Origin of the sequence: Mumia zhuanghuii (assembly GCF_042681565.1) — a bacterium.
Classification (GTDB): domain Bacteria; phylum Actinomycetota; class Actinomycetes; order Propionibacteriales; family Nocardioidaceae; genus Mumia.
Genome location: NZ_JBHUFT010000008.1, coordinates 705548 through 730036, shown reverse-complemented (window position 1 = coordinate 730036; position 24489 = coordinate 705548). Strand labels below are relative to the sequence as shown.

Genomic DNA, 24489 nt, shown 5'->3' with positions numbered 1-24489 from the left:
CGCCCTGAGACACTGGACGCATGCCGTCGACGTTGCCTGAGGGTGAAGCTGTCCCCACCGACGGCGCCCTCCCCTCCTCCTCGCTGCAGGCGCTCGGAGCGGCGCCGTTCGCGGCGTACGTGCACGTCCCGTTCTGCGTGACCCGCTGCGGCTACTGCGACTTCAACACGTACACGTCGTCCGAGCTCGGGCCTGGCGCCTCACACGACTCGTACGCCGACACCGTGCTGGCCGAGATCGACCTCGCGGCGCGGGTCCTGGAGCGCGCCGACCGCCCGCTCCCCCGGGTGGAGACGGTGTTCGTCGGCGGCGGGACGCCCACACTGCTCTCGTCCGACGACCTGGGCCGCATCCTCGAGGGCCTCGACAAGACGTTCGGGCTCGCCGACGGCTACGAGGCCACGACCGAGGCCAATCCCGACAGCGTGACGCCGGAGTCGCTCGCGACGCTGCGCTCGCGCGGCTTCACCCGGATCTCGTACGGGATGCAGTCCGCGGTCCCGCACGTCCTCGCCACCCTCGACCGCACCCACGACCCGGCACGGATGCCCGACGTCGTCCGGTGGGCCCGCGAGGCCGGGTTCGCACAGGTCAGCGTCGACCTCATCTACGGCACGCCAGGCGAGTCGCTCGCGGACTGGGAGCGCTCGCTCGACACGGCGCTCGCGCTCGATCCGGACCACGTGAGTGCGTACGCGCTGATCGTCGAGGAGGGCACGGCGCTCGCTCGGCGAGTGGCACGCGGGGAGATCGCCGCGCCGGACGACGACCTGATGGCCGACATGTACGCGGCGGCCGACCAGCGGCTCGGCTGCGCCGGGCTCGGCTGGTACGAGCTGTCCAACTGGGCGCGCGACGAGGCGGCCCGATGCTGCCACAACGAGCTCTACTGGACGGGCGCAGACTGGTGGGGCTTCGGTCCCGGGGCGCACAGCCACGTCGCCGGCACCCGCTGGTGGAACGTCAAGCACCCCGCGGCGTACGCGAAGCGGCTCGCTGACGGCGTCTCTCCCGGGCACGGACGCGAGATCCTCGATGCCGAGACGCGACGGGTGGAGCAGGTTCTGCTGGAGTCACGCCTGCGCGACGGCATGCCGATCGAGAGGTTGGACGACGCCGGGCGGGCGGCCGTACCGGCGCTGGTCTCCGAGGAACTCGTCCAGGCCGCACCGCTCGCGGACGCCGGCCGGCTCGTCCTGACGCTGCAGGGTCGCCTCCTCGCCGACGTCGTCGTACGCCGCCTCCTGCCGTAGAACGACGGAAGGGCCGCACCGCCTTGCGGTACGACCCCTCCGGACGCGCTCGGATCAGGCGTCGGCGTAGAAGCCGTCGAGGGTGTCCTTGAACTTGTCCTCGACGTACTTGCGCTTGAGCTTGAGGCTCGGCGTCAGCTCGCCCTCCTCGACGGTCAGGTCGTGGTCGAGCACGACCCACTTCTTCACCGTCTCCCAGCGGTTGAGCTTGGAGTTCAGCTGGTCGACGTAGCCCTCGATCGCCGTCTGCATCTGCGGCGACGAGACGACCTCCGCGTAAGACTTGCCCGCGAGCCCGTGGTTGTCGGCGAACAGCGTCGCGGCGTCGGGATCGATCGTGATCAGCGCCGAGACGAAGTTGCGGTTGTTGCCGTAGACGACCATCTGGCTCGCCAGCGGGCAGACGCCCTTAAAGATGCCCTCGACGTACGACGGTGCGACGTACTTGCCGCCCGACGTCTTGAAGAGGTCCTTCTTGCGATCGGTGATCTTCAGGAACCCGTCGGCGTCGATCTCACCGATGTCACCGGTCGCCAACCAGCCGCCGTCGATGATCGCGGACGCCGACTCGCTCTCGAGGTTGTGGTAGCCCTGCATGACACCCGGACCCTTGATGAGGATCTCGCCGTCGTCGGCGATCTTGACCTCGGTGCCGGGCATCGGCAGTCCGACCGTGCCGAGCTTGTAATGGTCTGGGTGGTTGACGAACGAACCCGCGGCGCTCTCGGTCAGCCCGTAGCCCTCGAGGATGAGGATGCCGGCAGCCTCGAACCACTCCGCGACCTCCTGGGACAGCGCCGAGGCACCGGAGATGAAGAAGCGGATGCGTCCGCCGAAGCGCTCGCGCACCTTGGAGAGGACGAGCTTGTCGCCGATCTTGTGCTGGAGGTTGAGGCCCGCCGGGACAGGCTTGCCCTCGCGCTCGAGCTGCTTGACCTGCGCGGCGACCTTGGTGGCCCAGGTGAAGAGCTTGAGCTTGACGCCGCCCTCCTCCTCCATCATGCCGACGATGCGGCCGTAGGCCTTCTCGAAGATGCGCGGCGCCGCGCCCATGAACGTCGGCTTCACGACGGCCAGGTTGTCGACGATCTTGGGGATGCGTCCGTCGATCGCGGTCGCGAAGCCCACGCGCAGCTGGGTCGAGAGCAGGACCTTGCCGAAGGAGTGCGCCATCGGCAGCCAGAGGTACTGGAGGTCGTCGATGTTCAGGTATCCACCCGCGGCAACAGCTGCGCCCTCGTACGTCCACGAGTCGTGCGTCAGCCGGACGCCCTTCGGACGACCCGTCGTGCCGGAGGTGTAGATCAGGGTGGCGAGGTGCTCGGAGTCGATGGCAGCAACGCGGTCAGCGACGACGGTCGGCTGCTCGGCCAAGAGCTTGGCCCCGAGCTCCTCGACCTCGCCGAGCGACAGCACCCAGTCACCGTCACCGTCACCGTCGAACAGCACGACCTTGATGACGTCGGGGAGCTCGCTGCGCTTCTCCTGGAGCTTGGCCAGCTGCGTCGCATCCTCGGCGAACACGATGCGGCTGCCAGAGTCCGCGAGGATGTAGGCGACGTCGGCGGCAGCGGTGGTCGGGTAGACCGTGGTGGTCGCCGCACCTGCGGCCATGATCGCCAGATCGCTCAGGATCCACTCATAGCGCGTGCCGGACGCGATCGCCACGCGCTGCTCCGGCTCGATGCCCAGCGAGATGAGGCCCGCCGCGATGCGCGACACGATCTCACCGGTCTCACCCCAGGTCAGCGACCTCCAGTTCTCGCCGACAGGGTGGCGGTAAGCCTCACGGTTCGGGGTCTCACGGACACGGGCGTAGAACAGCTCGCCGACGTTTTTTGCACGCGAGTCGACGACTTTCATCTGCTCGGGTGTCGGGGCGTTGGCCATCAGGAGTGCACCTCATCGCTGGGAGTGGTAGGAGTGATGGGGATCACGGGATGGGCTGAATCGTACGCGACCCCTGTGACTCCGGGCACAGTCCCGGCCCAATCGAGACCTTTCCGCGACCCGCGGGTGTCCGCTCACGCTTGCGTCGCGACGTACTCCTCCGCTTTGCGGCGCGCCTTCGTACCGAGCGCCTGGGCGTCAAGAAGCGCCGGCAGAAGGTCGCGCTCAGTCGCGAGCGCTCGGAACACCACCCGGACCGTCACGCCGTGCGCAGGCCGGTCGACGACCTCGATCGCGTTGCCGGATGCAAGCTCGCCTGGCTCGACGACCCGCAGGTATGCCCCGGGGACCCGCGCCTCGACGAACCGACGAGCCCACCGCTCCTGGTCGACGTGGCCGGCGAACACCGCGCACGGGATCCGGGTCCCGCACACCTCCAGCACCGTCGTCCCGATCCCCCAGCGCTCGCCGACGACCGCTTCGTTGACGTCGATCCCGCGGGTGGTGAGGTTCTCCCCGAAGGTGGTGCCGTTCGGCAGCGGGCGGCCGAGCTGTGCCGACCAGTCCTCGAGGTCTTCCGCCGCGTAGGCGTACACCGCCTGGTCGACTCCCCCGTGGTGCTCGAGGTCGGCGATCTCGTCGCCGTCCAGTCCGTACGGACCGACGCGCACCGGTCCGGAGACCGGGCGCTTGTCGATCGCGGACCGCTTGAGCGATCCCCACGGCACGGGCTTGATGCGTCCGGTGCAGACGGACTCGACGTACGCTCCCACGGCGGCGAGCGTACCGACAGCGTCAGCCCACCGCGACCGGCAGCAGTCCTCTTCGGGTCCGCGACGCGATCTCGGCGTTGGTCACCGTGTTCGGCGACGCCACGTTGACCGGGCAGCTGATCTCGGGTTGGTCGGCGATGTGGTCCACGGCGCGCGCAACGTCGTCCACGTGCAACCAGCTGAACACCAGCGGAGCCCCGCCGCGCAGCAGCGGGAGCGTGCGGTCGCGGTGCTCGCGCTGCACGCTCAGGTAGAGCTCGTGGGCCAGCGCGTCCTTGCCGGAGAAGTAGGTAGGCGTTGCCGAGCGAGACCCCGGCATCGCTCGCGATCCGGCGCATCGTGGTCGCCTCGTACCCGTCTTCGCGGAACAGTCGCAGCGCCGCCGAGACCGACCGCTCACGGGTGTCCTTCGGCAGGTATGGCGAACACGTCAAGACCAGGATCGGACCAGGGTGCAGCTCAGCGGTGTCCCATGCCAGGGCGTACGTGCGGTAGGTGCCGTCAGCGCAGCGACTTCGCCATGACGACACGTGGCCGCGGGTGGAAGTACGGCGCGTTCCAGGGCACGTCAGCGAACGTCGTCAGCGTCAGGACGTCATGCTCGTTCGTGCGCGCCCAGCGCTCGACGGTGTCGACGAGCGCCGCGCCGATCCCCCGCCCCGCGTGTGACGGGAGCACTGAGAGCTGCTCGAGGTGCGCGCGACCGTCCACGACGTCGGCGAGCGCGAACGCGACCGGCACACCGTCGTCGCCCACCTCGACCCACGTCGTCCCGCGATCGACCGACGCCGAGACAGCCTCGTACGACGTGGGCTCGCCGTCAGCGACGAAGCCGAGGCCGATCTCGCGGAACCTCTCGTCCGCGGCGCGCTCGATCTCTCGGATCGCCTCGACGTCTTCACACGCGGCCGGCCTCATGAGGTGCCTACTTCTTACCCTTCTCGCCCGAGTCGCCGGTCGACAGCGCGGCCACGAAGGCCTCCTGCGGCACCTCGACGCGGCCGACCATCTTCATCCGCTTCTTGCCTTCCTTCTGCTTCTCGAGCAGCTTGCGCTTGCGGCTGATGTCACCGCCGTAGCACTTGGCGAGCACGTCCTTGCGGATCGCGCGGATGGTCTCGCGGGCGATGACGCGCGCGCCGATGGCGGCCTGGATCGGCACCTCGAACTGCTGACGCGGGATGAGCTCCTTGAGCTTCTGCGCGAGCGCGACACCGTAGGTGTAGGCGTTGTCGCGGTGGACGATCGCGCTGAACGCATCGACCGGGTCGCCCTGCAGCAGGATGTCGACCTTCACGAGGTCCGCGGCCTGCTCGCCGGTTGTCTCGTAGTCGAGCGACGCGTAGCCCTTCGTACGGCTCTTGAGGTGGTCGAAGAAGTCGAAGACGATCTCAGCGAGCGGCAGCGTGTAACGGATCTCCACGCGGTCGGACGAGAGGTAGTCCATGCCGAGCAGCGTCCCGCGCCGCGTCTGGCACAGCTCCATGACCGGACCGATGAAGTCGGTGGGTGTCAGCACCGTCGCCCGCACCACCGGCTCGTACACCTCGGAGATCTTGCCCGTCGGGTATTCGCTGGGGTTGGTGACGCGGTGCTCGGTGCCGTCCTCCATGACGACGCGGTAGACCACGTTGGGGGTCGTCGAGATCAGGTCGAGGTTGAACTCGCGCTCGAGCCGCTCGCGCACGATCTCCATGTGGAGCAGCCCGAGGAAGCCGATGCGGAAGCCGAACCCGAGCGCGCCGGAGGTCTCCGGCTCGTACTGGAGCGCGGCGTCGTTGAGCTGCAGCTTGTCGAGCGCGTCACGCAACGTCGGATAGTCGTCGCCGTCCATCGGGTAGAGGCCGGCGAACACCATCGGGTTGGGGTGGCGGTAGCCGCCGAGCGCCTCGGTCGCGGGCTTGTTCGCCGACGTCACCGTGTCGCCGACGCGGGACTGGCGGACCTCCTTCACACCCGTGATGAGATAGCCGACCTCCCCCACGCCGATGCGGTCGGCCTTCATCGGCTCGGGCGAGATCACGCCGACCTCGAGCATCTCGTGCACGGCGCCGGTCGACATCATCTTGATCTTGTCGCGGTGCGAGAGGTGGCCGTCGATGACGCGGACGTACGTCACCACGCCGCGGTACGTGTCGTAGACGGAGTCGAAGATCATCGCCCGCGCCGACGCGTCCGGGTTGCCTACCGGCCCCGGGATCTGGTCGACGACCGCGTTCAGCACGTCCTCGACGCCCACGCCGGTCTTGGCCGAGACCCGCAGGACCTCGTGGGGCTCGCAGCCGACCAGGTGCGCCAGCTCCTCGGCGAACTTCTCCGGCTGGGCGCTCGGCAGGTCGATCTTGTTGAGCACCGGGATCACGTGCAGGTCGGCGTCGAGCGCGAGATAGAGGTTGGCCAGCGTCTGGGCCTCGATCCCTTGCGCGGCGTCCACGAGCAGGATCGCGCCCTCGCACGCGGCGAGGCTGCGGCTCACCTCGTACGTGAAGTCGACGTGCCCGGGGGTGTCGATGAGGTTGAGGACGTACGTCGTGCCCGCGTCGTCGCCGGTCGACTTCGTGAACGGCAGGCGGACCGCCTGGCTCTTGATCGTGATGCCGCGCTCGCGCTCGATGTCCATGCGGTCGAGGTACTGGGCACGCATCGACCGGGCGTCGACGACCCCCGTGTGCTGCAGCATGCGATCGGCCAGCGTGGACTTGCCGTGGTCGATGTGCGCGATGATGCAGAAGTTGCGGAGGATCGCGGGGTCGGTCGCGCCCGGAGCGGGTGCCGACGAGGAAGCAGCGGTCTTGGCCATGGTGCTTCCCATCCTCCCATGTCGGGCCAGGGTTCCCGAACGCGTACGCCATCGACCGACACGACCTAGGCTTCGATGCGTGAACGTGATCCTCAACATCATCTGGCTCGTGCTGAGCGGGATCTGGCTGGCGATCGGCTACACGCTCGCCGGCGTCCTGCTCTGCCTCACGATCATCGGCATCCCGTGGGGGATCGCGTCGTTCCGCATCGCCTCGTACGCGCTGTGGCCGTTCGGACGCACGATCGAGCCTCATCCGACCGCCGGCGTGCCGTCGATGATCGGCAACGTGATCTGGATCCTGCTCGCCGGGTGGTGGCTCGCGCTGGGCCACCTGGTCAGCGGAATCGCGCTCTGCCTCACGATCATCGGGATCCCGCTGGGCCTCGCGAACGTCAAGATGATCCCGATCTCGCTGATGCCGCTGGGCTACCGGATCGTGCCCGTGCAGCGCTGACATCCCTGGCGTGGAGGGTTTGGGTCGCACGGTCGACGGGTACGTGGTGTGAGCCCCCATCGTCGACAAGGAAGGACTGTCGTGGTCATCGGACTCGGCATCGTTCTCATCATTCTCGGCCTCATCTTCGCCCTCGACGTCATCAACATCGACACCAGCGCGGTGGACACGGGGACCCTCGGTTGGATCCTGCTCGGCGCAGGCATCGTGGCCGTGGTGGTCTCGCTGATCGTCAACCAGCAGCGTTCCAGGTCCACGCACGTGGTCGAGGAGCGTCGCGACGGCGGCTATCCACCGGCTCGGTAGAGCACACAGCAGCATCGAGGAGCAGTTTTGGACCGTGCCGGACCCACTGATACAGTGGGTGGTCGCGTGTCCGTGTCCGCGCGCGCAACTATCCACTTCGACAGAACAACGAGGCTTGCCCCGTGGCAAACATCAAGTCGCAGATCAAGCGCAACCGGCAGAACGAGCGTGCGCGTGAGCGCAACAAGGCCGTGCGTTCGGAGCTGAAGACCGTCGTCCGACGCTTCACCGAGGCCGTCGACGCCGGCAACACCGACGACGCCAAGGAGTTCGCGAAGGCAGCGAACCGCAAGCTGGACAAGGCTGCGTCCAAGGGCGTCATCCACAAGAACCAGGCGGCGAACCGCAAATCGTCGATCTCCAAGAAGGCCGCCGCTCTCTGAGCGCCTGACCTTCCGCCGAACGGCACCTCTCGTACGGGAGGTGCCGTTCGTGCGTCCTGGGGCGAGGCGGGGACGTGCGTGCGTCAGCGGACGCGCGCAGCAACCACGCCGAGCACCATCCGCTCCAGCGCGTACTCCGGGTCGGCGGCGCCCTTGACGTCGAGGTCGGCGCGCGCGACCGCGGCGATGGCGGTCGTGATGCCGACGGTGTCCCACCCCTTGAGCTGAGCGCGCAGCCGCTTGAGCCGGAAGGGCGGCGCTCCGACCTCACGTGCGAGCTCGGCCTCGCGCAGCCCCTTGCTCAAGGCCACGCCATAGCGAGCCAGCGAGCGTAGGCCGGTCGCGAACGCCGAGGTGATGAGGACCGACGCGACGTTGTTGTTGATCGCCCACCGCAGCTGCTCGAGAGCGAGCGCCGCGTCGCCGTCGATCGCCGCGTCGGCGATGTCGAAGCCCTTGACCTCCGCGCGACCGCCGAAATATTGACGGACGAGGTCGAGCGAGATCTTGTCGCGGCGGCCGTCCGCGCCTGTCGCGGCGTCCACGAGCTGGTCGGCGGCCGCGGCGAGCGAGCGCAGGTCGTGGCCGACCGCAGCGACGAGGTAGTCGGCGGCGTCCTCGGAGATCGACGCACCCAGCTGGCGGACCTCGGTCGAGGTCCACCGGGTCACCTCCCACGGCTTAGGGGCCGCCGTCACGATCTCCTGCACGGCCCCGAGCTTGCGGAGCTTGTCGAGGACGCCCTTGCCCTTCTGGCCACCCCCGTGGGTGAGCACGACGGCGACGTCGGGGGCGGGCGCGGCTGCGTACGCGAGCAGCTCGTCGGCGACGGACGGATCGAGCGACTCGATGCCGCGGACGACCACGGCGCTGTGCGCGGAGAAGAGCGACGGACTCGTGAGCCCGGCGAGCTCGCCGGGGGCGAGCGACGAGCCGTCGACCTCCGAGACGGACGTCTCGGGATCCTCGTCGTGGACCTGCGCCAGGGCACGTCGCATCGCGCGGTCGGCGAGGAACTCGACTCCGCCGGTGATCAGGACGAGGGTGCTGAACAAGGACGCCATCGCAGGTCAGCATGCCACGCGGCACTGACGTCGCGTACGGGCGGTTCACCGGCGCACGCCGTTGATCTCACCGTTCCGTACGACCACGGCAACGTCTCCCCCGGCATCGGTCCTCAGCACCGTCACGTCCGCCGCGTTCAGTGTCGTGAGCGTCGCCGGTGCGGGGTGCCCGTACGTGTTGTCGCGACCTGCGCTGACGGTCGCCCACCGCGCACCGAGGTCGGCGAGCCACGCGGCGTCCTGGTGCGCGCTGCCGTGGTGAGGGACCTTCAGGACGTCGACGCGAAGGTCGGGATACGTCCGACGCAGCACGGCCTGGCCGGGTGGCTCGACGTCCCCAGTGAGCAGGATGCGCGCCCCCTGGGTCTCGGCCACGAGAACCACGCTCGCGTCGTTCGCCTCGTCCTCGGTGACGTCGGCGCGCTGCTCGGCAGCTAAAGGTGCGAGGACGGTGAGGGTGAGGTCGCCGACACGCCAGCGCTCGCCGCCCCGGAGCCGACGGACGTCGCCCCCGCTGAGCGACGGTCGGCTCAGCCCGACGCCGACCCAGCCGACGTCGCGTCCCCGGATGACGCCGGACAGGCCGTCGACGTGGTCGGCGTGAGCGTGGGTGAGGACGACCAGCGGGACCGTCCGTATGCCGAGGTCGTCCAGACAGCGGCCGACGTCACCTGGATCGGGACCGGCGTCGATGACGACCGCCGCCGACGGGCCCGCACGCAGGACCGTCGCGTCACCCTGGCCGACGTCGCAGGCGACCATCACCCAGCCTCGGGGCGGCCAGCCGGGACTGAGCGGAGCGACCGTGACGACGGCGATGAGCATGGCGGCCACGACGGTCGGGAGCGGACGCCTCAGGAGGAGGTGCCCGGTCACGGCGACGACTCCACTGACGATCACGAGGAGGGCGATCGTGATCGGCCCCTCACCGACGGCTGCGGAGGCACCGGGCAGATCGGCCGCGCGCCGTCCGACGAGGACGATCCAGCCCGCCGGGACGGTGGTCAGGAGTCCGACGAGCGTGCCGAGCGGCGCCCACAGAAGGCCGGCCAGTCCCCCGGCCAACCCAAGGACCGTCGCCGGTCCGACGGCGGGTGCGACGACCAGGTTGGCGACGACCGCCACCAGCGAGACCTCACCCGAGAGCGCGGCGACCGGCGCGGTGCAGGCGAGCTGCGCGGCCGCCGGGACTGCGATGGCCTCCGCGAACCACAGAGGCATCCACCGGGCGAGTGCGTCACGCCACACCGGGGCGAGCAGAAGGATGCCGCCGGTCGCGACCGCAGACAGGAGGAACCCTGCCGACGTGGCCAGCCACGGATCGAGGAGGACGACGGCGACCACCGCCCAGGCGAGGCAGCGGGCACCGCGCCTGCGCCCGCCCGTGCTGAGCCCGGCGATCCCCACCAGCCCCATCACGGCCGCCCGCACGACCGACGGCTCGGGCCTGGCGAGAAGCACGTATCCGACGGTCGCCACGACGGCGAGCACCACGCGGGCACGAGGACCAGCGCCCAGAGGCCGCGCCAGCGCCAGGAGGAACCCGATCAGCAGCGTGAGGTTGGTCCCCGAGACCGCGAGGAGATGCGTGAGTCCGCTCGTACGGAAGTCCTCGCGTAATCCGTCGGACAGCGCGTGGTCGTCGCCGTGGACCAGTGCCGGCACGAGGGCGGACACGTCGGTGCCCCGTCCCGAGACGGCGGCGGTGATCGCGTCACGCAGCCGTTGGGCGCCGTCCCACCACCAGGCCGGGTCACCGTCAGGACGCACGGACACCCTGGTCAGCGACAGCGTGGCCGCGGTCGCCGAGTCGTCGGCGGCGTCGAGACGGCCTGCCGCGTCGACCTGCTGGCCGAGCCGCAGGGCTGGCGCGTCCCCGCGGACCCACGCCGTGACCGGGCTGCGCAGACGCCAGGTGGCGCCACGTGCCTCGACCCGCAGGACGGTCAACCGGAGCACGGTCGAGGTGCCGAACGTCCCGCGGACCTCCTTCGGGTCGGACGCGACCACGGCGACGATCGCGACCGACGCGCGCTCGGCCGCGAGGTCGGGCACGACTCCCGAGCGGTGGGTGGACGCGCGCAGCGCTCCGAGGGCGAGCGAGGCGATCAAGAGCACCAGCAGGAGCCCCACCCACGCGGCGCGCCTCCGGGCGGAGGGGAACCAACGCACCACTACGGCCGCGACCAGCGCCGCGCACACCGAGACGACGAGCACGGCCGTCACGGAGACGCGGACCGCGACGACGGCTCCCGCCCATGCGGCGAGCGCCGGGGCGACCATGCGCAGGTCGACATCTCCGCCGCGCTCACCAAGACGCGCCGGCGCGGTGACCACCGTGGCCGAGGTCAGAGCGTGACCAGGTCGCGAAGCTTGACCAGGGTCGCCTCGCCGATGCCGTCCACCTCGAGGAGCTCGTCGACGGTGCTGAACCGGCCGTGCTCCGTACGCCAGTCGAGGATCGCCTGGGCCGTCACCGGGCCGACCTGAGGCAGAGTGTCGAGCTGCTCGAGGGTCGCGGTGTTGAGGTTGACGACGGCACCGGTCGACGACCCCGGTGAGGACGGCGCGCCACCCGAGGTCCCGCTCCCCGGCGGTGGGGCGACCGAAGGCAGCCCGACGACGATCTGCTCCCCGTCGACGAGCACCCGTGCCAGATTGAGGGCGGTCAACTCGGTGCCGCGGCGGGCTCCCCCCGCCGCCTCGAGCGCGTCCACCACGCGCGAGCCGGCCGGGAGGGTGACGATGCCGGGCCGCCGAACCTTGCCGGCGACGTCGACGACCACCTCGGCCGGGACCGTACCGGTGGGCGCAGCAGGATCGGGTGAGGCCACCGCCTCTCCCGCGCCGCCGGGGGCGGCCAGCGCCACCGGCTCGGCCCCCACGGTCTCGGGCTGAGCCCGTTGAACCCACCAGAGCGCGCCGCCGGCTGCCACCACCAGGACGACCAGGAGCACCAGCACGTGCGTGGTCGTCGTGCCCTGGCCGAGCGCCGACCTCAGCCGCGGCGGGATCCTGTCGCGCGCGTCTGCCGACCAGGCAGGCGGCGAAGCGGCCCCTGCGCGATGGCGGGCAGGCGGAGACGCCACGCGGCCGTCGCGGTGCTCGAGGGCGGCGATGTCGACCTCGTCGAAGAGGTCGTCGCCAAGGTCGTCGTCAAGATCCTCGATGAGCATGGGGGGCGGATCGTCGAACGGCCCCTCGAGAGGATCGTCGACCACCTCGCCGGGCCGGGCGTCGAGCCGGCTCAGCTCGCGCGCGAGCTGCTCGAGACGTCGCCGTGCCGCCTCGCTCGTCCGGTCCCCGCGTCGCTCCACCCGCGGAACGCTACGGCGACGGCGACTCCCGCCGCTGCCGCTGAGCGGCCGCCTGTGGACAACTACCTCGTACGAGCGCCTGTGCGGCGTCGGCTCTGCTCAGCCCAGCGGGGGGAGCTTGCCGGAGACCGTGACCGCGAGCAGGCCCGGCCCCACATGGGCACCGATCACGGCTCCCACCTCGACGACGTCGATCGCGCCGAGCCCGAGGGTCTCCCTCAGCCGTTCGGCCAGGTCCTCGGCCGCGTGCGCGGCGTCGAGGTGCTGAACCGCCACCTCGACACCGTCGGTGTGCTGCTCCGACGCCTGCGCCGTCAGCTCCTCGAGGCGGGCGATCGCGCGGGCGGACGTGCGTACCTTCTCGACCGGCCTGACCCGCCCGTCCTGGACCGACAGCAACGGCTTCACCGACAACGCCGACCCGAGCAGCGCCGAAGCGGTGCCGATCCGGCCGCCCTTGCGCAGGTATTCGAGGGTCGCGACATAGAAGAGCGTCGTCGCCCGCTCCGCGCGGTCACGAGCCGCCTTGGCCGCCTCCTCGGCCGAGGCCCCCGCGTCACGGAGCTCCGCCGCGGACAGGACCGCATAGCCGGTCGCCATCCCGACCTGGAGCGTGTCTACGCAGAGCACGGGCACCGGAGCCGCCTGCGCGGCCAGCTGTGCCGACTCGTAGGTCGCCGAGACCCGAGAGCTGAGGTGGATCGAGACGATCGCCTCGGCTCCCTGGTCGGCCAGGTCTGCGTAGAGGCGGGAGAAGCGCTCGGGCGCCGGACGCGAGGTGCTGACCGAGCGTCCGGCTCGCAGAGCGCGGGCGAGGTCGTCGGCGGTGACGTCGACGCCCTCGGTATAGGAGCGGGCGTCGACGACGACCTCGAGCGGAACGACGCTGATCGCGCGTGACTCCGAGAGCTCGCCGGGCAGCGACGCTGTGGAGTCCGTCACGATCGCGAGGGTCATGGGCCGAGACTAGCGGGCCGGGGCCCCCTCGCGCGGCTGCGCGTCGTCCTCGGTGAACGCGCCCGCGTGTCGCGCGCGCCACCTCGCCGGGGACGCCGGTCCGTGGACGTCGGCAGGCCACTCGCCGCGCACGCGCAGCCATCCCGCACGGGCACGCGGATGGTAGCGGCGGTCGAAGGGGACGAGCCGGAACGCCGTCGAGATCGTCCGGGTCGCCAGAACGAACAGCACCTGGTCACGGCGCCGCCAGCGCAGCCCGAGAAGCTGCCGCACGGAGGGGTCGTACAGGCCGGTGGTCAGCCAGGCGAAGCCGCGCCCGATCGGGAGCCGCGCGACCCGCCACACCGCCCGGGGCATCCACCGGAGGGTTGAAGGCCGAGCGAGATCCGTGAGGTCGAGGACCTGGCGGGTGGCGAGGTTGACCTCGAGGACCTCGCGGCACGTGCGGTCCCAGTACGCCTGGAAGTCCTCCCAGGTCGCGGGCACCGGCCGCATGCTCATGCCGTACATCGCATACCACTGGACGTGCTCGTCGAACATCCGGCGCTTGTCAGCCTCCGACAGCCCGCCGGCGAAGTGCTCGGCCGTGAGCACGGCGTTCATGAAGAACGTCGCGTGCGCCCAGTAGAAGGTGTCGGGATCGAGCGCGTGGTAGGGCCGCCCCGCAGAGTCGACGCCGCTGATCGTGTCGTGATAGCGCCGCACCTCCCGCGCGGTCTCGGCGGCGCGCGGTCCGTCGTACACGACCCCGCCGATCGGATAGAGGGAGCGGAACAGCCGCTCCCACCGCTCCTCGAAGAAGTGGGAGTGCTCCTCGACCCCCGCACCGAGGCCAGGATGCATGTTCTGCATGGAGCCCGCCCACAGCGCACACAGCAGCCCGCGCCAGTCGCCGAAGTAGCGCCAGGTCAGGGAATCGGGGCCGAGCGGCTCAGGGTCACGCGAGGTGGACACCCGCGTGACCCTACCGAGCCGGGTGACGCTCTCGAAAGAGCGCGGCGTGGGTCAGACGGCGCAGCGCGAGCAGGACCGGCTCGATGAGGACCGTGCCGAGGACCACGTCCTGCACGACGGTGGCGAGGTCGCTCGGCCCCTCGGCCTCCACGGAGGCGACCTCCCGTTCGGCGATCACGCGGATCTGCTCGGCGTAGCGACCGACGGCGGCGACATCGAGGGGGCGTCCGGCGGCTTCGAGACCGGCGAGGGCCGCGTCGAGCTGCGCCACGGCGGCCGTCTCCTCGTACGGGAGGCCGATCGCGTCGAGCACGGCGGTCGCGCGCTCGTACGGCGGGGACGGGTCGACGTACGGGGGAAGCGCGGCGAGGGCGTCGCTCACCGCGTCGTACGGGTCGGGGGCGGGGTCGTCGACGACGGCGAGGACCGCGCGCACCTTGGCCAGCGGCATGCCGCCGACCTCGACGAGCGAGCGTACGAGGCGCAGGCGCTGAAGGTGGGTGTCGTCGTACGAGGCCTGGGTGGCGCTCGTCGCCCGGCCAGGCGGAAGAAGGCCGTCCCGCAGGTAGTACTTGACGGTCGCGACGGGGACGCCGGCGGCGTTGGCGAGCTCGGAGATCCGCATGGTCGGCTCCTGACGGAACGGGGTTGACGCATTGGAGAGTAGCACTATCTAATATTAGATAGTGCTACTCTCCAATGCCTCGAGGAGGCTCCTATGAACGCCGCATCCACGCTCGTCGCCGGCATCGTCGTGCTGACGGTCATCACCATCGAGACTGGTGGGATGTTCCTGCTGCGGGTCGTCGGCGGCAAGCGGCCGGCCAACGCGCTGCAGAAGTCGTTCTTCCGCGCCGGTCACGCACACGCCGGGGTGCTCGTCATCCTCGGGCTGGTCACGCTGCTTCTGACCAACGCCGCAGACGTCGACGGCGCCTGGCGCCTCGTGGGCCCGATCGGCGTGCTGATCGCCGCGATCGTGATGCCCGCCGGGTTCTTCCTGTCCGTGCTCGGGCGTGACCCGCAGCGGCCGGGACGCCTCATGGCGCTGGTTTGGACGGGCGCAGGCGTGCTTGCGCTCGGCCTGGCGACGACGGGGGTGAGCCTCGTCGTGACCGGCGCGAGCGCGTGAGGGTTTCGACAGGCTCAACCAACGGGCGAGGCGCGGGTTTCGACAGGCTCAACCAACGGGCGAGGCGCGGGTTTCGACAGGCTCAACCAACGGGCGGGGCGCCGGGTTTCGACAGGCTCAACCAACGTCCGCGGGTTGAGCCTGTCGAAACCTCAGATGACGATGTTGACCAGCTTGGGCGCGCGGATGATCACCTTGCGGATCTCCGCGCCCTCCAGGTGCCGGACGACGTTCGGCTCGGCCAGCGCCAGCACCTCGAGCTCCTCGTCGGAGATCGACGGCGGCACCTCGAGCTTGCCGCGCACCTTGCCCTTGACCTGCACGACGCAGGTCACGGTGTCGTCGACCAGCAGCGCCGGATCGACCGCCGGCCACGCCTGCTGCGAGACCGACGGGCTGTGACCGAGCTCGGCCCACATCTCCTCGGCGACGTACGGCGCGACCGTGCTCAGCAGGATCGCCGTCACCTCGGCCGCCTCGCGGACCGCTGGGTCGGCCGGGCCAGCGCCGGAGTCGATGGTCTTGCGGGTCGCGTTGACCAGCTCCATGACGCGCGCGACGACGACGTTGAAGCGCTTCGACTCGTAGAGATGCTCGCACTCCGCGACAGCCTTGTGCGTGACCCGGCGCAGCGCCACGTCACCGTTGGCGGGGTCCGCGCCAGGCGCGCTCGCGATCTCGTGCGCGACGCGCCACGCCCGCTGGAGGAACTTCGACGAGCCGGCCGGTGACACGTCGGCCCAGTCGATGTCGTCCTCCGGCGGCCCGGCGAACACCAGCGTCAGGCGCACGGCGTCGACACCGAACTCCTCGATCTGCTGGCCGAGGTCGACACCGTTGCCGAGCGACTTGCTCATGGCCTTGCCCTCGTTGATCACCTGGCCCTGGTTCATCAGGGCGGTGAAGGGCTCGACGAAGTCGACCAGGCCCATGTCGTGCAGCGCCTTGGTGAAGAACCGGCTGTAGAGCAGGTGGAGGATCGCGTGCTCGACACCGCCGACGTACATGTCGACCGGCATCCAGCGCTTGACGTCCTCGGGGTCGAACGGGGCGTTGGCGTCGCCCGGGGAGCAGTAGCGCAGGTAGTACCAGGAGGAGTCGACGAACGTGTCCATCGTGTCGGTGTCGCGCGTCGCGGCGCCACCGCAGCGGGGGCAGGTGGTGTTGACCCAGTCGGTCGCCGCGGCCAGGGGCGAGGTGCCCTTGGGCGCCAGGTCGGCACCGGTCAGGTACGGCAGCTCGACCGGCAGCTGGTCGTCCGGCACCGCGACCTCGCCGCAGTCCGGGCAGTGCACGATCGGGATTGGGCAGCCCCAGTAGCGCTGGCGGCTCAGCAGCCAGTCACGCAGGCGGTAGTTGATGGTGCCCTCACCGACACCGTCGGCCGCGAGCCGGTCGATGATCGCCGCGATGCCCTCGGTCTTGTCGGTGAGACCGTCGAGCGCGGCCGAGTTGACGTACGTGCCGTCACCGGTCGTCGCGACGCCGGTCTCCTCCGGGTTGTCCTCCCCCGGCACGTCGACGACGCGACGGACCGGCAGGTCGTACGTACGGGCGAAGTCGAGGTCGCGCTGGTCGTGCGCCGGGACCGCCATGACCGCGCCGGAGCCGTAGTCGGCCAGCACGTAGTCGGCCGCCCACACCGGCATCTGGGCACCGGTCAGCGGGTTGATCGCGTGGACGCCGAGGAACACGCCGGTCTTGGGACGGTCGGTCGACTGGCGCTCGATCTCGGTGGCCTGCTTGGTGCGCTCGAGGTACGCCTCGAACGCAGGTCGCTGCTCGTCGCTCACGAGCTCGGCGGCCAGCTTGGCGTCGGGCGCCACGACCATGAACGTCGCGCCGTACAGGGTGTCCGGCCGCGTGGTGAAGACCCGTACGGGCTCGTCTCGTCCGGGGACCGCGAAGTCGACCCACGCCCCTTCGGAACGGCCGATCCAGTTGCGCTGCATCGTCAGGACGCGCTCCGGCCAGGTGCCCTCGAGCTGCTCCATGTCGTCGAGGAGACGCTGGGCATAGTCGGTGATCTTGAAGTACCACTGAGTCAGCTCGCGCTTGGTGACCACCGCGCCGCAGCGCTCGCAGAATCCCTGGACGACCTGCTCGTTGGCGAGCACCGTCTGGTCATTGGGGCACCAGTTGACGTACGAGGCCTTGCGGTAGGCCAGGCCACGCTCGAACAGGCGCAGGAAGAGCCACTGGGTCCAGCGGTAGTACTCCGGGTCGGAGGTGTGGAGGCGGCGCGTCCAGTCGAAGCTCACGCCGTAGCGGCGGATCGACTCGGCCTGCGTCTCGATGTTGTCGTACGTGAACGTGGCGGGGTTCTCGTTGCGCTTGATCGCGGCGTTCTCGGCGGGCAGGCCGAAGGAGTCCCAGCCGATCGGGTTGAGGACGTCGTAGCCCTTGAGCCGCCAGTAGCGCGCGAGGACGTCATGCAGCGCGAAGACCTCGCCGTGCCCCATGTGGAGGTCGCCCGACGGGTACGGGAACATCGTGAGCGCGTAGCGCCGCTCGCGGTTCGGGTCGCTGCCGTCCGCGTCGTACGGGCGAAGCTCGTCCCACACCGCGCGCCACTTGTCCTGGGTCGCGCGGACGTCGTACGACGCCGCTTCCGCGTGCTGGGTGCTCACCTGGGTCTCCTCCGAATGTCTCTCGTACGGCTCCGTACACAGAACAGCCCCTCGAGCAGAGGGGCTGCCGCGCTGACCGGGTGGCGTCAGCGCGGCTCGACAAGGAGCTCGCCGTACATGGCACCCATGCTAGCGCGGGCCGTGTCCCACCCGGTCGCGCCTACTCAGGGCCCGCCTTCTGGTCCTCCAGCGCCTCCGGGGGCACCTCTTCGACGACCAGCGGCTTCACGATCACCCAGACGATGAACATGAGGGCGACCGCGAGCAGGATCAGCCCGTTGACGAGGTTCACGTTGAAGCCGTCGGCCTTCTCGAGCTCGGCGTCGGAGGCGTTGAAGATGCCGAGGAAGGTGAGAATCACGCCGTAGATGCCCAGCAGGGTGCCGATGATCGTCCTGATGTCGAACGCCGACGCGATCTTGAAGCGGTTCTTGCGCTCAGCCATGGGAGATCCTCTCACCAGAAGATGATGTTCAAGATGATCACCATGACCAGCGAGATCGCGGCGAGGACGGTCGGGCGCCGGTACCACGGCAGCAGGTGGGCGAGCGGGTCGCGCAGCTGGTCACGCGGGGTCAGCGAGTAGACGAAGCCACGCAGCTCGGTGGCCGGCTTCGGCTGCGTCGCCAGGCTGACGACATAGCTGACGACGATGTCGACCACGAACGCGGCGCTCGCCGCGACGAAGCTCGCCCCCTGGCCGGACAGTGGCAGCACGCCGATGCTCGCACTGCCGAACGCGTCCTCGCTCAAGAAGGCGACGAGCACGGCCGCCGCGGTACCGGAGACCAGCCCGACCCAACCTGCGGTGGCCGTCATCCGTTTCCAGAACATACCGAGGATGAACGTCGCGAACAGCGGGGCGTTGAAGAACCCGAACAGCGTCTGCAGGTAGTCCATCAGGTTCGAGTAGTTCGACGCGATCAGTGCGGTGAAGATCGCGACCACGGTCGCGCCGACGGTGGCCCAGCGACCGACCGAGGTGTAGTAGCCGTCTGGCCGGTCCTTGTGGACGTACTGCTGCCAGAGGTCGACGCTGAAGACCGTATTGAACGCGGAGATGTTGGCGGCCATGCCGGCCATGAACGACGCGAGCAGACCGGCGATGGCCAGGCCCAGCATGCCGTTGGGCAACAGGTCGCGCATGAGCAGCAAGATGGCGTCGTTGTAGTCCACGCCCGCTTCTGCGTCGCCGGCCTTGAGGTCGATCATCTCCGGGATGAGGACCGCGCAGATCATGCCGGGGACGACGACGATGAACGGCACGAACATCTTCGGGAAGGTGCCGATGATCGGGGCGCTGCGCGCGGCCGACATCGACTTCGACGCCATCGCGCGCTGGACCTCGACGAAGTTCGTCGTCCAGTAGCCGAAGGACAGCACGAAGCCCAGGCCGAACACGATCCCGACCACCGACCAGAACGGGTCCTCGATGCCGGTGAGGTTGGTGCCCGGCCAGGACGAGAGCTCCTCGTCGCCCCCAGGCGTCGCCGAGATCTTGTCGGTCAGACCGCTGACCCCGCCGACCTTGTGCAGCGCGACCAGCGTGAGCGGCAGCAGCGCGGCCACGATCACGAAGAACTGCAGCACCTCGTTGTAGATCGCGGCGGAGAGGCCGCCGAGCGTGGTGTAGGTGAGGACGACGATCGCGGCCGCGATCAGCGACACCCACAGCGGCCAGCCCAAGATGACCTCGACGATCGTCGCGAGCAGGTAGAGGTTGACGCCGGCGATCAGCAGCTGGGCGATCGCGAAGCTCAGCGCGTTGACCAGGTGCGCGCCGGTGCCGAACCGCATGCGCATGAACTCGGGGACGCTGCGGACCTTCGAGCCGTAGTAGAAGGGCATCATCACGATGCCCAGGAACAGCATCGCCGGGACAGCGCCGATCCAGAAGTAGTGCATGGTCGGCAGGCCGTACTGCGCACCGTTGGCCGACATGCCCATGATCTCGACCGCGCCGAGGTTCGCCGAGATGAACGCGAGGCCGGTCACCCAGGCAGGAAGCGACCGTCCGGAGAGGAAGAAGTCGATGCTGCTGGAGACCTGGCGCTTGGCGAGGATGCCGATGCCGAGGACGAAGATGAAGTAGATCCCGATGATCAGGTAGTCGGAGAACCCCGTGTCCAGACGAAACGTGTCGTCTGCCGCCAGCCACACCGTGCCGTCCATCCGCCCTCCTGCGTCGTCGGTCGATGTCGGGCCCGGGCCCGGCCCCGCTCGGCACGTTACTCCTGAGCAGGCGGGTCGGCAGCGCGAGAAGAACGGGCCGTCGCGGCGCGCGCAGGGGTGTCCACCGACGCGCCGTACGGAAGACTGTCCCTATGTCGCTGACTCGCCGAGAGGTCCTCGTCGCACTCGCTGCTGCTGGGGCCGGGCTCGCCACCGGCTGCACCGGCGACGACCCCGACTCGGCTCCGGCCACCGAGCCGACGACCGCTCCCCCTGCGTCGCCGTCGACGGCTCCGGCGTCTCCGGCACCCGCTGCGCCGGGCGACCCGACGCGCCTGCGCGTCGACGGCGCGATCGCCGAGGACCTCACCGTTCCGTGGGGGCTGGCGTTCCTCCGCGACGGCAGCGCGCTGGTCACCGAGCGCGACACCGCGCGTGTCGTCCGAGTCGGTGGCGGGCGTACGACCACCGTCGGCGAGGTGCCCGGCGTCGACACCGACAGCGGTGAGGGCGGTCTCATGGGGATCGTCGTCCTCCCTGGCGAGGACGCGGTGATCGCGGCCTTCACCTCGCCTGACGACAACCGGATCGTGCGCATGGCGTACGACGGGCGACGCCTGGGCCGGCCGAAGGTGCTGCTCGACGGCATCCCCCGCGCGTTCAACCACAACGGCGGCAGGCTCGTGATCGGCCCCGACGGCACGCTGTACGCCAGCACCGGCGACGCCGGGCAGGGCGAGCGCTCCCAGGACGTCGACTCGCCCGCCGGGAAGGTCCTGCGCATGACGCTCGACGGCAAGGCCGCCGAAGGCAACCCGTTCGGCAACCGTGTGTGGTCGTACGGTCACCGCAACATCGAGGGGCTCGCGTTCGACTCCGCGGGCCGACTCTGGGCGGCGGAGTTCGGCGACCAGGAGACCGACGAGCTCAACCTGATCGAGCGCGGCGCCAACTACGGCTGGCCGCAGACCGAGGGTCCGACCGACGCCAAGGGCATCACCGGCCCGAAGGCGTGGTGGAGCACCGACGACGCCTCGCCCGCCGGAGTCGGGATCGCGTACGGGACGGCGTACGTCGCCGCGCTGCGCGGACAGTGCGTCTGGGCTGTGCCGTTGTCGGGCACCGATGCCGGACGACCGCGACGGCGCCTCGCCGGCGAGGACCTCGGCCGCATCCGCAACGCCGTCCCCGCCCCCGATGGGTCGCTCTGGGTGACGACCAGCAATACCGACGGCCGTGGCGACCCACGGGCCGGCGACGACCGCATCCTGCGCGTCACCGTCGGTTAGGGTCGATCGCATGACCTGGCTCGTCACCGGCGGCGCGGGATACATCGGCTCGCACGTCGTCCGCGCGTTCCTCGACGCCGACATCGAGGTCGTCGTGCTCGACTCCCTGGAGACGGGGTTCCGCGAGTTCGTCCCGGGCGACGTCCCCTTCGTCGAGGCCAACGTCACCGACACCGACACCGTCCGTACGACGCTGCGCGGGCACGCCGTACGCGGGGTGGTGCACGTGGCGGGCTACAAGTACGCCGGTGTCTCGGTGCACAGGCCGCTGCACACGTACGAGCAGAACGTGACGGGCACTGTCCACCTGCTCGAGGCGATGGCCGAGGAGGGTGTCGAGTCGATCGTGTTCTCGTCGTCAGCCGCCGTGTACGGCACGCCTGACACCGAGATCGTCACCGAGACGACGCCGACGTCGCCAGAGTCCCCGTACGGGGAGAGCAAGCTCGTCGACGAGTGGGTGCTGCGCGCGCAGGCGGTCGCGACCGGGCTGCGGCAGACGTCGCTCCGATACTTCAACGTCGTCGGGTCGGGGTATGAGGATCTGTACGACGCGAGCCCGCACAACCTCTTCCCCAAGGTGTTCAAGACGCTGACAGACGGCGGGGTGCCGATGATCAACGGCGACGACTACGCGACGCCCGACGGCACGTGCGTCCGCGACTACGTCTCTGTCACCGACCTCGCGCACAGCCACGTCGTCGCGGCGCGGGCGCTGGCCAACGAGGCGGCGCTCGAGCCCGTCTACAACCTGGGGAGCGGTGAGGGCGTCTCCGTACGCCAGATCGTGGACACGATCGCGTCGGTGACGGGGATCGACTTCGTTCCGACCATCGGGCCGCGCCGTCCGGGCGACCCCGCGCGGATCGTCGCGTCGGGCGAGCTGGCTGCGCGCGACCTGGAGTGGGCGATGCGGCACGACCTCACGGACATGGTCCGCTCGGCATGGGGCGCCTGGATGCACGTCGTCGGTCGGAGCAGCCTCCCGGAGTGACTCGCGGTCAGGAGAGGCCGGCGAAGCGCTCGACCTTCTTCGTCGCGCCGGACACGATGAGCTCGTCGAACTCGCCGACGAACGTCTCCGGTCGGGCGTACGTGAAGTCGGCGCCGGGCCGCTTCACCCCGACGACCGTGATGCCGTACTGGCTGCGCAGGGCCGACTCCGCGAGCGTCCGGCCGACCGCTCCGGCAGGTGCCGCCGTACGGGCGATCGCGAACCCGTCGTCGAACTCGATGAAGTCGATCATCGTGCCGGTGACCATGTGCGCGACGCGCTCGCCCATCGCTGACTCCGGATAGACGACGTGACGCGCACCGACGCGCTCGAGGATCTTGCCGTGCTTCTTGTTGATGGCCTTCGCCCAGACCTCGCGCACCCCGAGCTCGTTGAGGGTGAGCACGGTCAGCACGCTCGCCTCGATGTCGGTGCCGATACCGACGACGGCGCGGTCGAACTGGTCAGCGCCGATCTGCCGGAGGGCCTCCTCGTCGGTCGAGTCCGCCTGGACGACGTGCGTGAACTCGGTCGCCCACTTCTGCACGAGATCCATGCTCTCGTCGATCCCCAGCACCTCGTGCCCGAGGCGGGTCAGCGACGACGCGACCGCCGTGCCGAAGCGCCCGAGACCGATCACGAGGACCGGTGCATCCGCCGGGACGTCCTGCTTAGCCACTGCTCGTCTCCTCGTCGTAGGTCAATCCGTGCCGTGCGTCGGGTCGTCCGACCCTGCGCCGCTCATCCGATGATGGGGCGCTCCTCGGGGAGGTGGAAGCGACGTGGCCGGGCGCGCAGCGCGAGCGCGGATGCCGTCGCGACCGTACCGACACGTCCGATCAGCATCAAGGCCATCAGCACCACCTGTGCGCCGCCGGGAAGCGTACCGGTGATCCCCATCGAGAGGCCGGTGGTGCCGAAGGCGGACGTCGCCTCGAACAAGGCTTCCTCGAGGCTGACGTCGGCCAGCGCCAGCAGCGCCAACGTCCCCACGACCACCAGCATCACGGCGATCAGCGCGACCGTGAGCGCCTGACGCAGGGTGCTGGCGCCGATGCGTCGCGAGCCGATGGTCACGTCGGGGTCGCCGCGGACCTCGGCCAGGATGACGTACCCGAGAAGGAAGAAGGTCGTGATCTTGATGCCGCCGGCGGTGCTCGCCGAGCCGCCGCCGATGAACATCATGATCGTGGCGATGAGCGTCGTCTCCGGGTGGGCGTCGGAGTAGTCGACCGAGTTGAAGCCGCCCGAGCGTGGCATGACGCCACCCTCGAAGGACGTCACGAGCTTCTCCCCGAGCGGCATCGAGCCGATGGTCGCCGGGTTGGCCCACTCGACGGCCGCGAACAGCAGCGTGCCCACGCCGAGCAGGAGAAACGAGCCCCAGACCGTGAGGCGCGTGTGGATCGACCAGCGCTCGGGGCGGCGCCAGCGCTTCGAGAGCTCGGCGAGCACGGGGAAGCCCATCGCCCCGACGAAGACCGCCACCGAGATCGGCAGGATCAGCGCGGCGTCGCCGGCGTAGCCGACGAGGCTGTCGGGTGCCAGCGCGAACCCGGCGTTGTTGAACGCCATCACGGAGTAGAAGATGCCGTGCCAGAGGGCCTCTCCCCACCCCTCGCCGTGGCGCGACTCGAAGCCCACCGTCAGGACGACCGCGACCACCGCCTCGAAGGCGAGCATCGTGAACAGGATCCGCTTGACCAGCGGGATGACCTCGCCGAGGTTCACGAGGTGCAGGTCGACCTGTGCGGCCAGCCGCGAGCGCAGTCCGATCCGGCCCCCGACGACGACACCGAGGATCGTCGCCAGCGTGACGAACCCGAAACCGCCGATCTGGACGAGCACGAGGACGACCACCTGCCCGAGCGGCGTCCAGTACGACGAGACGTCGACGGTGCTCAGCCCGGTCACGGTCACGGCGGAGACGGACGTGAACGAGGCCTGGAGCAGTCCGTTGCCGCTCTGACCCTCCGTCCGCATGCCCGGCAGCATCAGGATCAGCGTGCCCACGATGCTGCCGGCGACGAATGTCACCGGCAGGATGCGGACGGGGTGCGCCAGCGCCGTCGCCATGTTGGACCAGCGCGACCGCCGTGAGGAGAGGGCCACCTGCCA

General features: G+C 69.9%; 23 protein-coding genes and 1 pseudogene. 7 read left to right on the top strand and 17 right to left on the bottom strand.

Features of this window, described 5'->3' with window-relative positions; genetic code table 11:
• Positions 1-20: 20 nt before the first annotated feature.
• Positions 21-1253: a radical SAM family heme chaperone HemW gene (hemW, locus tag ACFSDF_RS11890; protein ID WP_167007904.1), complete on the top strand. Its 1233-nt coding sequence runs from the start codon at positions 21-23 to the stop codon at positions 1251-1253.
• Between the two features lie 54 nt (positions 1254-1307).
• Here the strand turns inward: hemW and ACFSDF_RS11885 are convergent, their stop codons facing one another.
• From ACFSDF_RS11885 to lepA, 6 genes and pseudogenes are all read right to left on the bottom strand, one after another.
• A complete protein-coding gene (locus tag ACFSDF_RS11885; RefSeq protein WP_167007901.1) occupies positions 1308-3143 on the bottom strand; it encodes an AMP-dependent synthetase/ligase in 1836 nt (611 codons plus the stop codon).
• A gap of 134 nt (positions 3144-3277) precedes the next feature.
• Entirely contained in the window at positions 3278-3916 is a 639-nt protein-coding gene (locus tag ACFSDF_RS11880) for an MOSC domain-containing protein (RefSeq protein ID WP_167007898.1), read from the bottom strand.
• Between the two features lie 22 nt (positions 3917-3938).
• Positions 3939-4235, bottom strand: coding sequence for a hypothetical protein (locus tag ACFSDF_RS11875; protein WP_208322501.1), 297 nt, complete (start codon positions 4233-4235; stop codon positions 3939-3941).
• A 19-nt stretch (positions 4236-4254) separates the two neighbouring features.
• A pseudogene (locus ACFSDF_RS11870) lies at positions 4255-4446 on the bottom strand (hypothetical protein); the annotation flags it as partial.
• Positions 4418-4834: a GNAT family N-acetyltransferase gene (locus tag ACFSDF_RS11865; RefSeq protein WP_167007895.1), complete on the bottom strand. Its 417-nt coding sequence runs from the start codon at positions 4832-4834 to the stop codon at positions 4418-4420. The gene ACFSDF_RS11865 and the pseudogene ACFSDF_RS11870, both read right to left, overlap by 29 nt.
• Positions 4835-4841: 7 nt before the next feature.
• Entirely contained in the window at positions 4842-6728 is a 1887-nt protein-coding gene (gene lepA / locus ACFSDF_RS11860; protein WP_167007893.1) for a translation elongation factor 4, read from the bottom strand.
• 67 nt (positions 6729-6795) lie between these two features.
• Here lepA and ACFSDF_RS11855 point away from each other — a divergent pair, with 67 nt between their 5' ends.
• The 3 genes from ACFSDF_RS11855 (at position 6796) to rpsT (ending at position 7862) form a co-directional block, all read left to right on the top strand.
• Positions 6796-7173, top strand: a complete 378-nt coding sequence (locus ACFSDF_RS11855) for a YccF domain-containing protein (RefSeq protein WP_167251950.1) — start codon at positions 6796-6798, stop codon at positions 7171-7173.
• A gap of 81 nt (positions 7174-7254) precedes the next feature.
• Positions 7255-7479 (top strand): DUF6458 family protein, encoded by a 225-nt coding sequence (locus ACFSDF_RS11850; RefSeq protein ID WP_167007888.1) that lies wholly within the window; start codon positions 7255-7257, stop codon positions 7477-7479.
• A 122-nt stretch (positions 7480-7601) separates the two neighbouring features.
• Positions 7602-7862, top strand: a complete 261-nt coding sequence (gene rpsT, locus ACFSDF_RS11845) for a 30S ribosomal protein S20 (RefSeq protein WP_167007885.1) — start codon at positions 7602-7604, stop codon at positions 7860-7862.
• A gap of 83 nt (positions 7863-7945) precedes the next feature.
• Here rpsT and holA read toward each other — a convergent pair whose 3' ends face one another.
• The 6 genes from holA to ACFSDF_RS11815 all read right to left on the bottom strand — a co-directional run bounded on the left by holA (position 7946) and on the right by ACFSDF_RS11815 (position 14779).
• Positions 7946-8926 carry a DNA polymerase III subunit delta gene (gene holA / locus ACFSDF_RS11840; RefSeq protein ID WP_377157630.1) on the bottom strand — a complete coding sequence of 327 codons (981 nt, stop codon included), beginning with the start codon at positions 8924-8926 and terminating at the stop codon, positions 7946-7948.
• 45 nt (positions 8927-8971) lie between these two features.
• On the bottom strand, positions 8972-11263 hold the full coding sequence (locus tag ACFSDF_RS11835; protein ID WP_377157628.1) for a ComEC/Rec2 family competence protein: 2292 nt from the start codon (positions 11261-11263) through the stop codon (positions 8972-8974).
• Between the two features lie 11 nt (positions 11264-11274).
• A complete protein-coding gene (locus ACFSDF_RS11830; protein WP_377157626.1) occupies positions 11275-12243 on the bottom strand; it encodes a ComEA family DNA-binding protein in 969 nt (322 codons plus the stop codon).
• A 99-nt stretch (positions 12244-12342) separates the two neighbouring features.
• Positions 12343-13200 (bottom strand): DegV family protein, encoded by an 858-nt coding sequence (locus tag ACFSDF_RS11825; RefSeq protein ID WP_167007876.1) that lies wholly within the window; start codon positions 13198-13200, stop codon positions 12343-12345.
• A 9-nt stretch (positions 13201-13209) separates the two neighbouring features.
• Positions 13210-14154 (bottom strand): oxygenase MpaB family protein, encoded by a 945-nt coding sequence (locus ACFSDF_RS11820; protein ID WP_377157623.1) that lies wholly within the window; start codon positions 14152-14154, stop codon positions 13210-13212.
• A 10-nt stretch (positions 14155-14164) separates the two neighbouring features.
• Positions 14165-14779 carry a MerR family transcriptional regulator gene (locus tag ACFSDF_RS11815; RefSeq protein ID WP_167007871.1) on the bottom strand — a complete coding sequence of 205 codons (615 nt, stop codon included), beginning with the start codon at positions 14777-14779 and terminating at the stop codon, positions 14165-14167.
• 93 nt (positions 14780-14872) lie between these two features.
• On the opposite strand from ACFSDF_RS11815, the gene ACFSDF_RS11810 reads away from it, so the two are divergent.
• Complete coding sequence (locus tag ACFSDF_RS11810) at positions 14873-15286, top strand: hypothetical protein (RefSeq protein ID WP_377157621.1); 414 nt, start codon at positions 14873-14875, stop codon at positions 15284-15286.
• Positions 15287-15438: 152 nt separating this feature from the next.
• Here ACFSDF_RS11810 and leuS read toward each other — a convergent pair whose 3' ends face one another.
• The 3 genes from leuS to ACFSDF_RS11795 all read right to left on the bottom strand — a co-directional run bounded on the left by leuS (position 15439) and on the right by ACFSDF_RS11795 (position 20088).
• Positions 15439-17916 (bottom strand): leucine--tRNA ligase, encoded by a 2478-nt coding sequence (leuS, locus tag ACFSDF_RS11805; RefSeq protein WP_377157619.1) that lies wholly within the window; start codon positions 17914-17916, stop codon positions 15439-15441.
• Between the two features lie 160 nt (positions 17917-18076).
• Positions 18077-18361 carry a hypothetical protein gene (locus ACFSDF_RS11800; protein WP_167007865.1) on the bottom strand — a complete coding sequence of 95 codons (285 nt, stop codon included), beginning with the start codon at positions 18359-18361 and terminating at the stop codon, positions 18077-18079.
• Between the two features lie 11 nt (positions 18362-18372).
• Positions 18373-20088, bottom strand: coding sequence for a sodium:solute symporter family protein (locus ACFSDF_RS11795; protein ID WP_167007863.1), 1716 nt, complete (start codon positions 20086-20088; stop codon positions 18373-18375).
• Positions 20089-20240: 152 nt separating this feature from the next.
• On the opposite strand from ACFSDF_RS11795, the gene ACFSDF_RS11790 reads away from it, so the two are divergent.
• Positions 20241-21377, top strand: coding sequence for a PQQ-dependent sugar dehydrogenase (locus tag ACFSDF_RS11790; protein ID WP_377157616.1), 1137 nt, complete (start codon positions 20241-20243; stop codon positions 21375-21377).
• A gap of 10 nt (positions 21378-21387) precedes the next feature.
• A complete protein-coding gene (galE, locus tag ACFSDF_RS11785; RefSeq protein WP_377157614.1) occupies positions 21388-22371 on the top strand; it encodes a UDP-glucose 4-epimerase GalE in 984 nt (327 codons plus the stop codon).
• A gap of 7 nt (positions 22372-22378) precedes the next feature.
• Here the strand turns inward: galE and ACFSDF_RS11780 are convergent, their stop codons facing one another.
• Together ACFSDF_RS11780 and ACFSDF_RS11775 are read right to left on the bottom strand one after the other, a co-directional pair.
• Positions 22379-23050 carry a potassium channel family protein gene (locus ACFSDF_RS11780; RefSeq protein ID WP_243843097.1) on the bottom strand — a complete coding sequence of 224 codons (672 nt, stop codon included), beginning with the start codon at positions 23048-23050 and terminating at the stop codon, positions 22379-22381.
• Between the two features lie 62 nt (positions 23051-23112).
• A complete protein-coding gene (locus tag ACFSDF_RS11775; protein ID WP_243843096.1) occupies positions 23113-24483 on the bottom strand; it encodes a TrkH family potassium uptake protein in 1371 nt (456 codons plus the stop codon).
• Between the last annotated feature and the right edge of the window lie 6 nt (positions 24484-24489).

Coding starts and splice junctions, on each gene's coding strand:
- hemW (WP_167007904.1), top strand. CDS start 21: ATGCCGTCGACGTTGCCTGAGGGTGAAGCTGTCCCCACCGACGGCGCC.
- ACFSDF_RS11885 (WP_167007901.1), bottom strand. CDS start 3,143: ATGGCCAACGCCCCGACACCCGAGCAGATGAAAGTCGTCGACTCGCGT.
- ACFSDF_RS11875 (WP_208322501.1), bottom strand. CDS start 4,235: ATGCCGGGGTCTCGCTCGGCAACGCCTACCTACTTCTCCGGCAAGGAC.
- ACFSDF_RS11865 (WP_167007895.1), bottom strand. CDS start 4,834: ATGAGGCCGGCCGCGTGTGAAGACGTCGAGGCGATCCGAGAGATCGAG.
- lepA (WP_167007893.1), bottom strand. CDS start 6,728: ATGGGAAGCACCATGGCCAAGACCGCTGCTTCCTCGTCGGCACCCGCT.
- holA (WP_377157630.1), bottom strand. CDS start 8,926: ATGGCGTCCTTGTTCAGCACCCTCGTCCTGATCACCGGCGGAGTCGAG.
- ACFSDF_RS11825 (WP_167007876.1), bottom strand. CDS start 13,200: ATGACCCTCGCGATCGTGACGGACTCCACAGCGTCGCTGCCCGGCGAG.
- ACFSDF_RS11815 (WP_167007871.1), bottom strand. CDS start 14,779: ATGCGGATCTCCGAGCTCGCCAACGCCGCCGGCGTCCCCGTCGCGACC.
- ACFSDF_RS11810 (WP_377157621.1), top strand. CDS start 14,873: ATGAACGCCGCATCCACGCTCGTCGCCGGCATCGTCGTGCTGACGGTC.
- ACFSDF_RS11800 (WP_167007865.1), bottom strand. CDS start 18,361: ATGGCTGAGCGCAAGAACCGCTTCAAGATCGCGTCGGCGTTCGACATC.
- ACFSDF_RS11795 (WP_167007863.1), bottom strand. CDS start 20,088: ATGGACGGCACGGTGTGGCTGGCGGCAGACGACACGTTTCGTCTGGAC.
- ACFSDF_RS11790 (WP_377157616.1), top strand. CDS start 20,241: ATGTCGCTGACTCGCCGAGAGGTCCTCGTCGCACTCGCTGCTGCTGGG.
- galE (WP_377157614.1), top strand. CDS start 21,388: ATGACCTGGCTCGTCACCGGCGGCGCGGGATACATCGGCTCGCACGTC.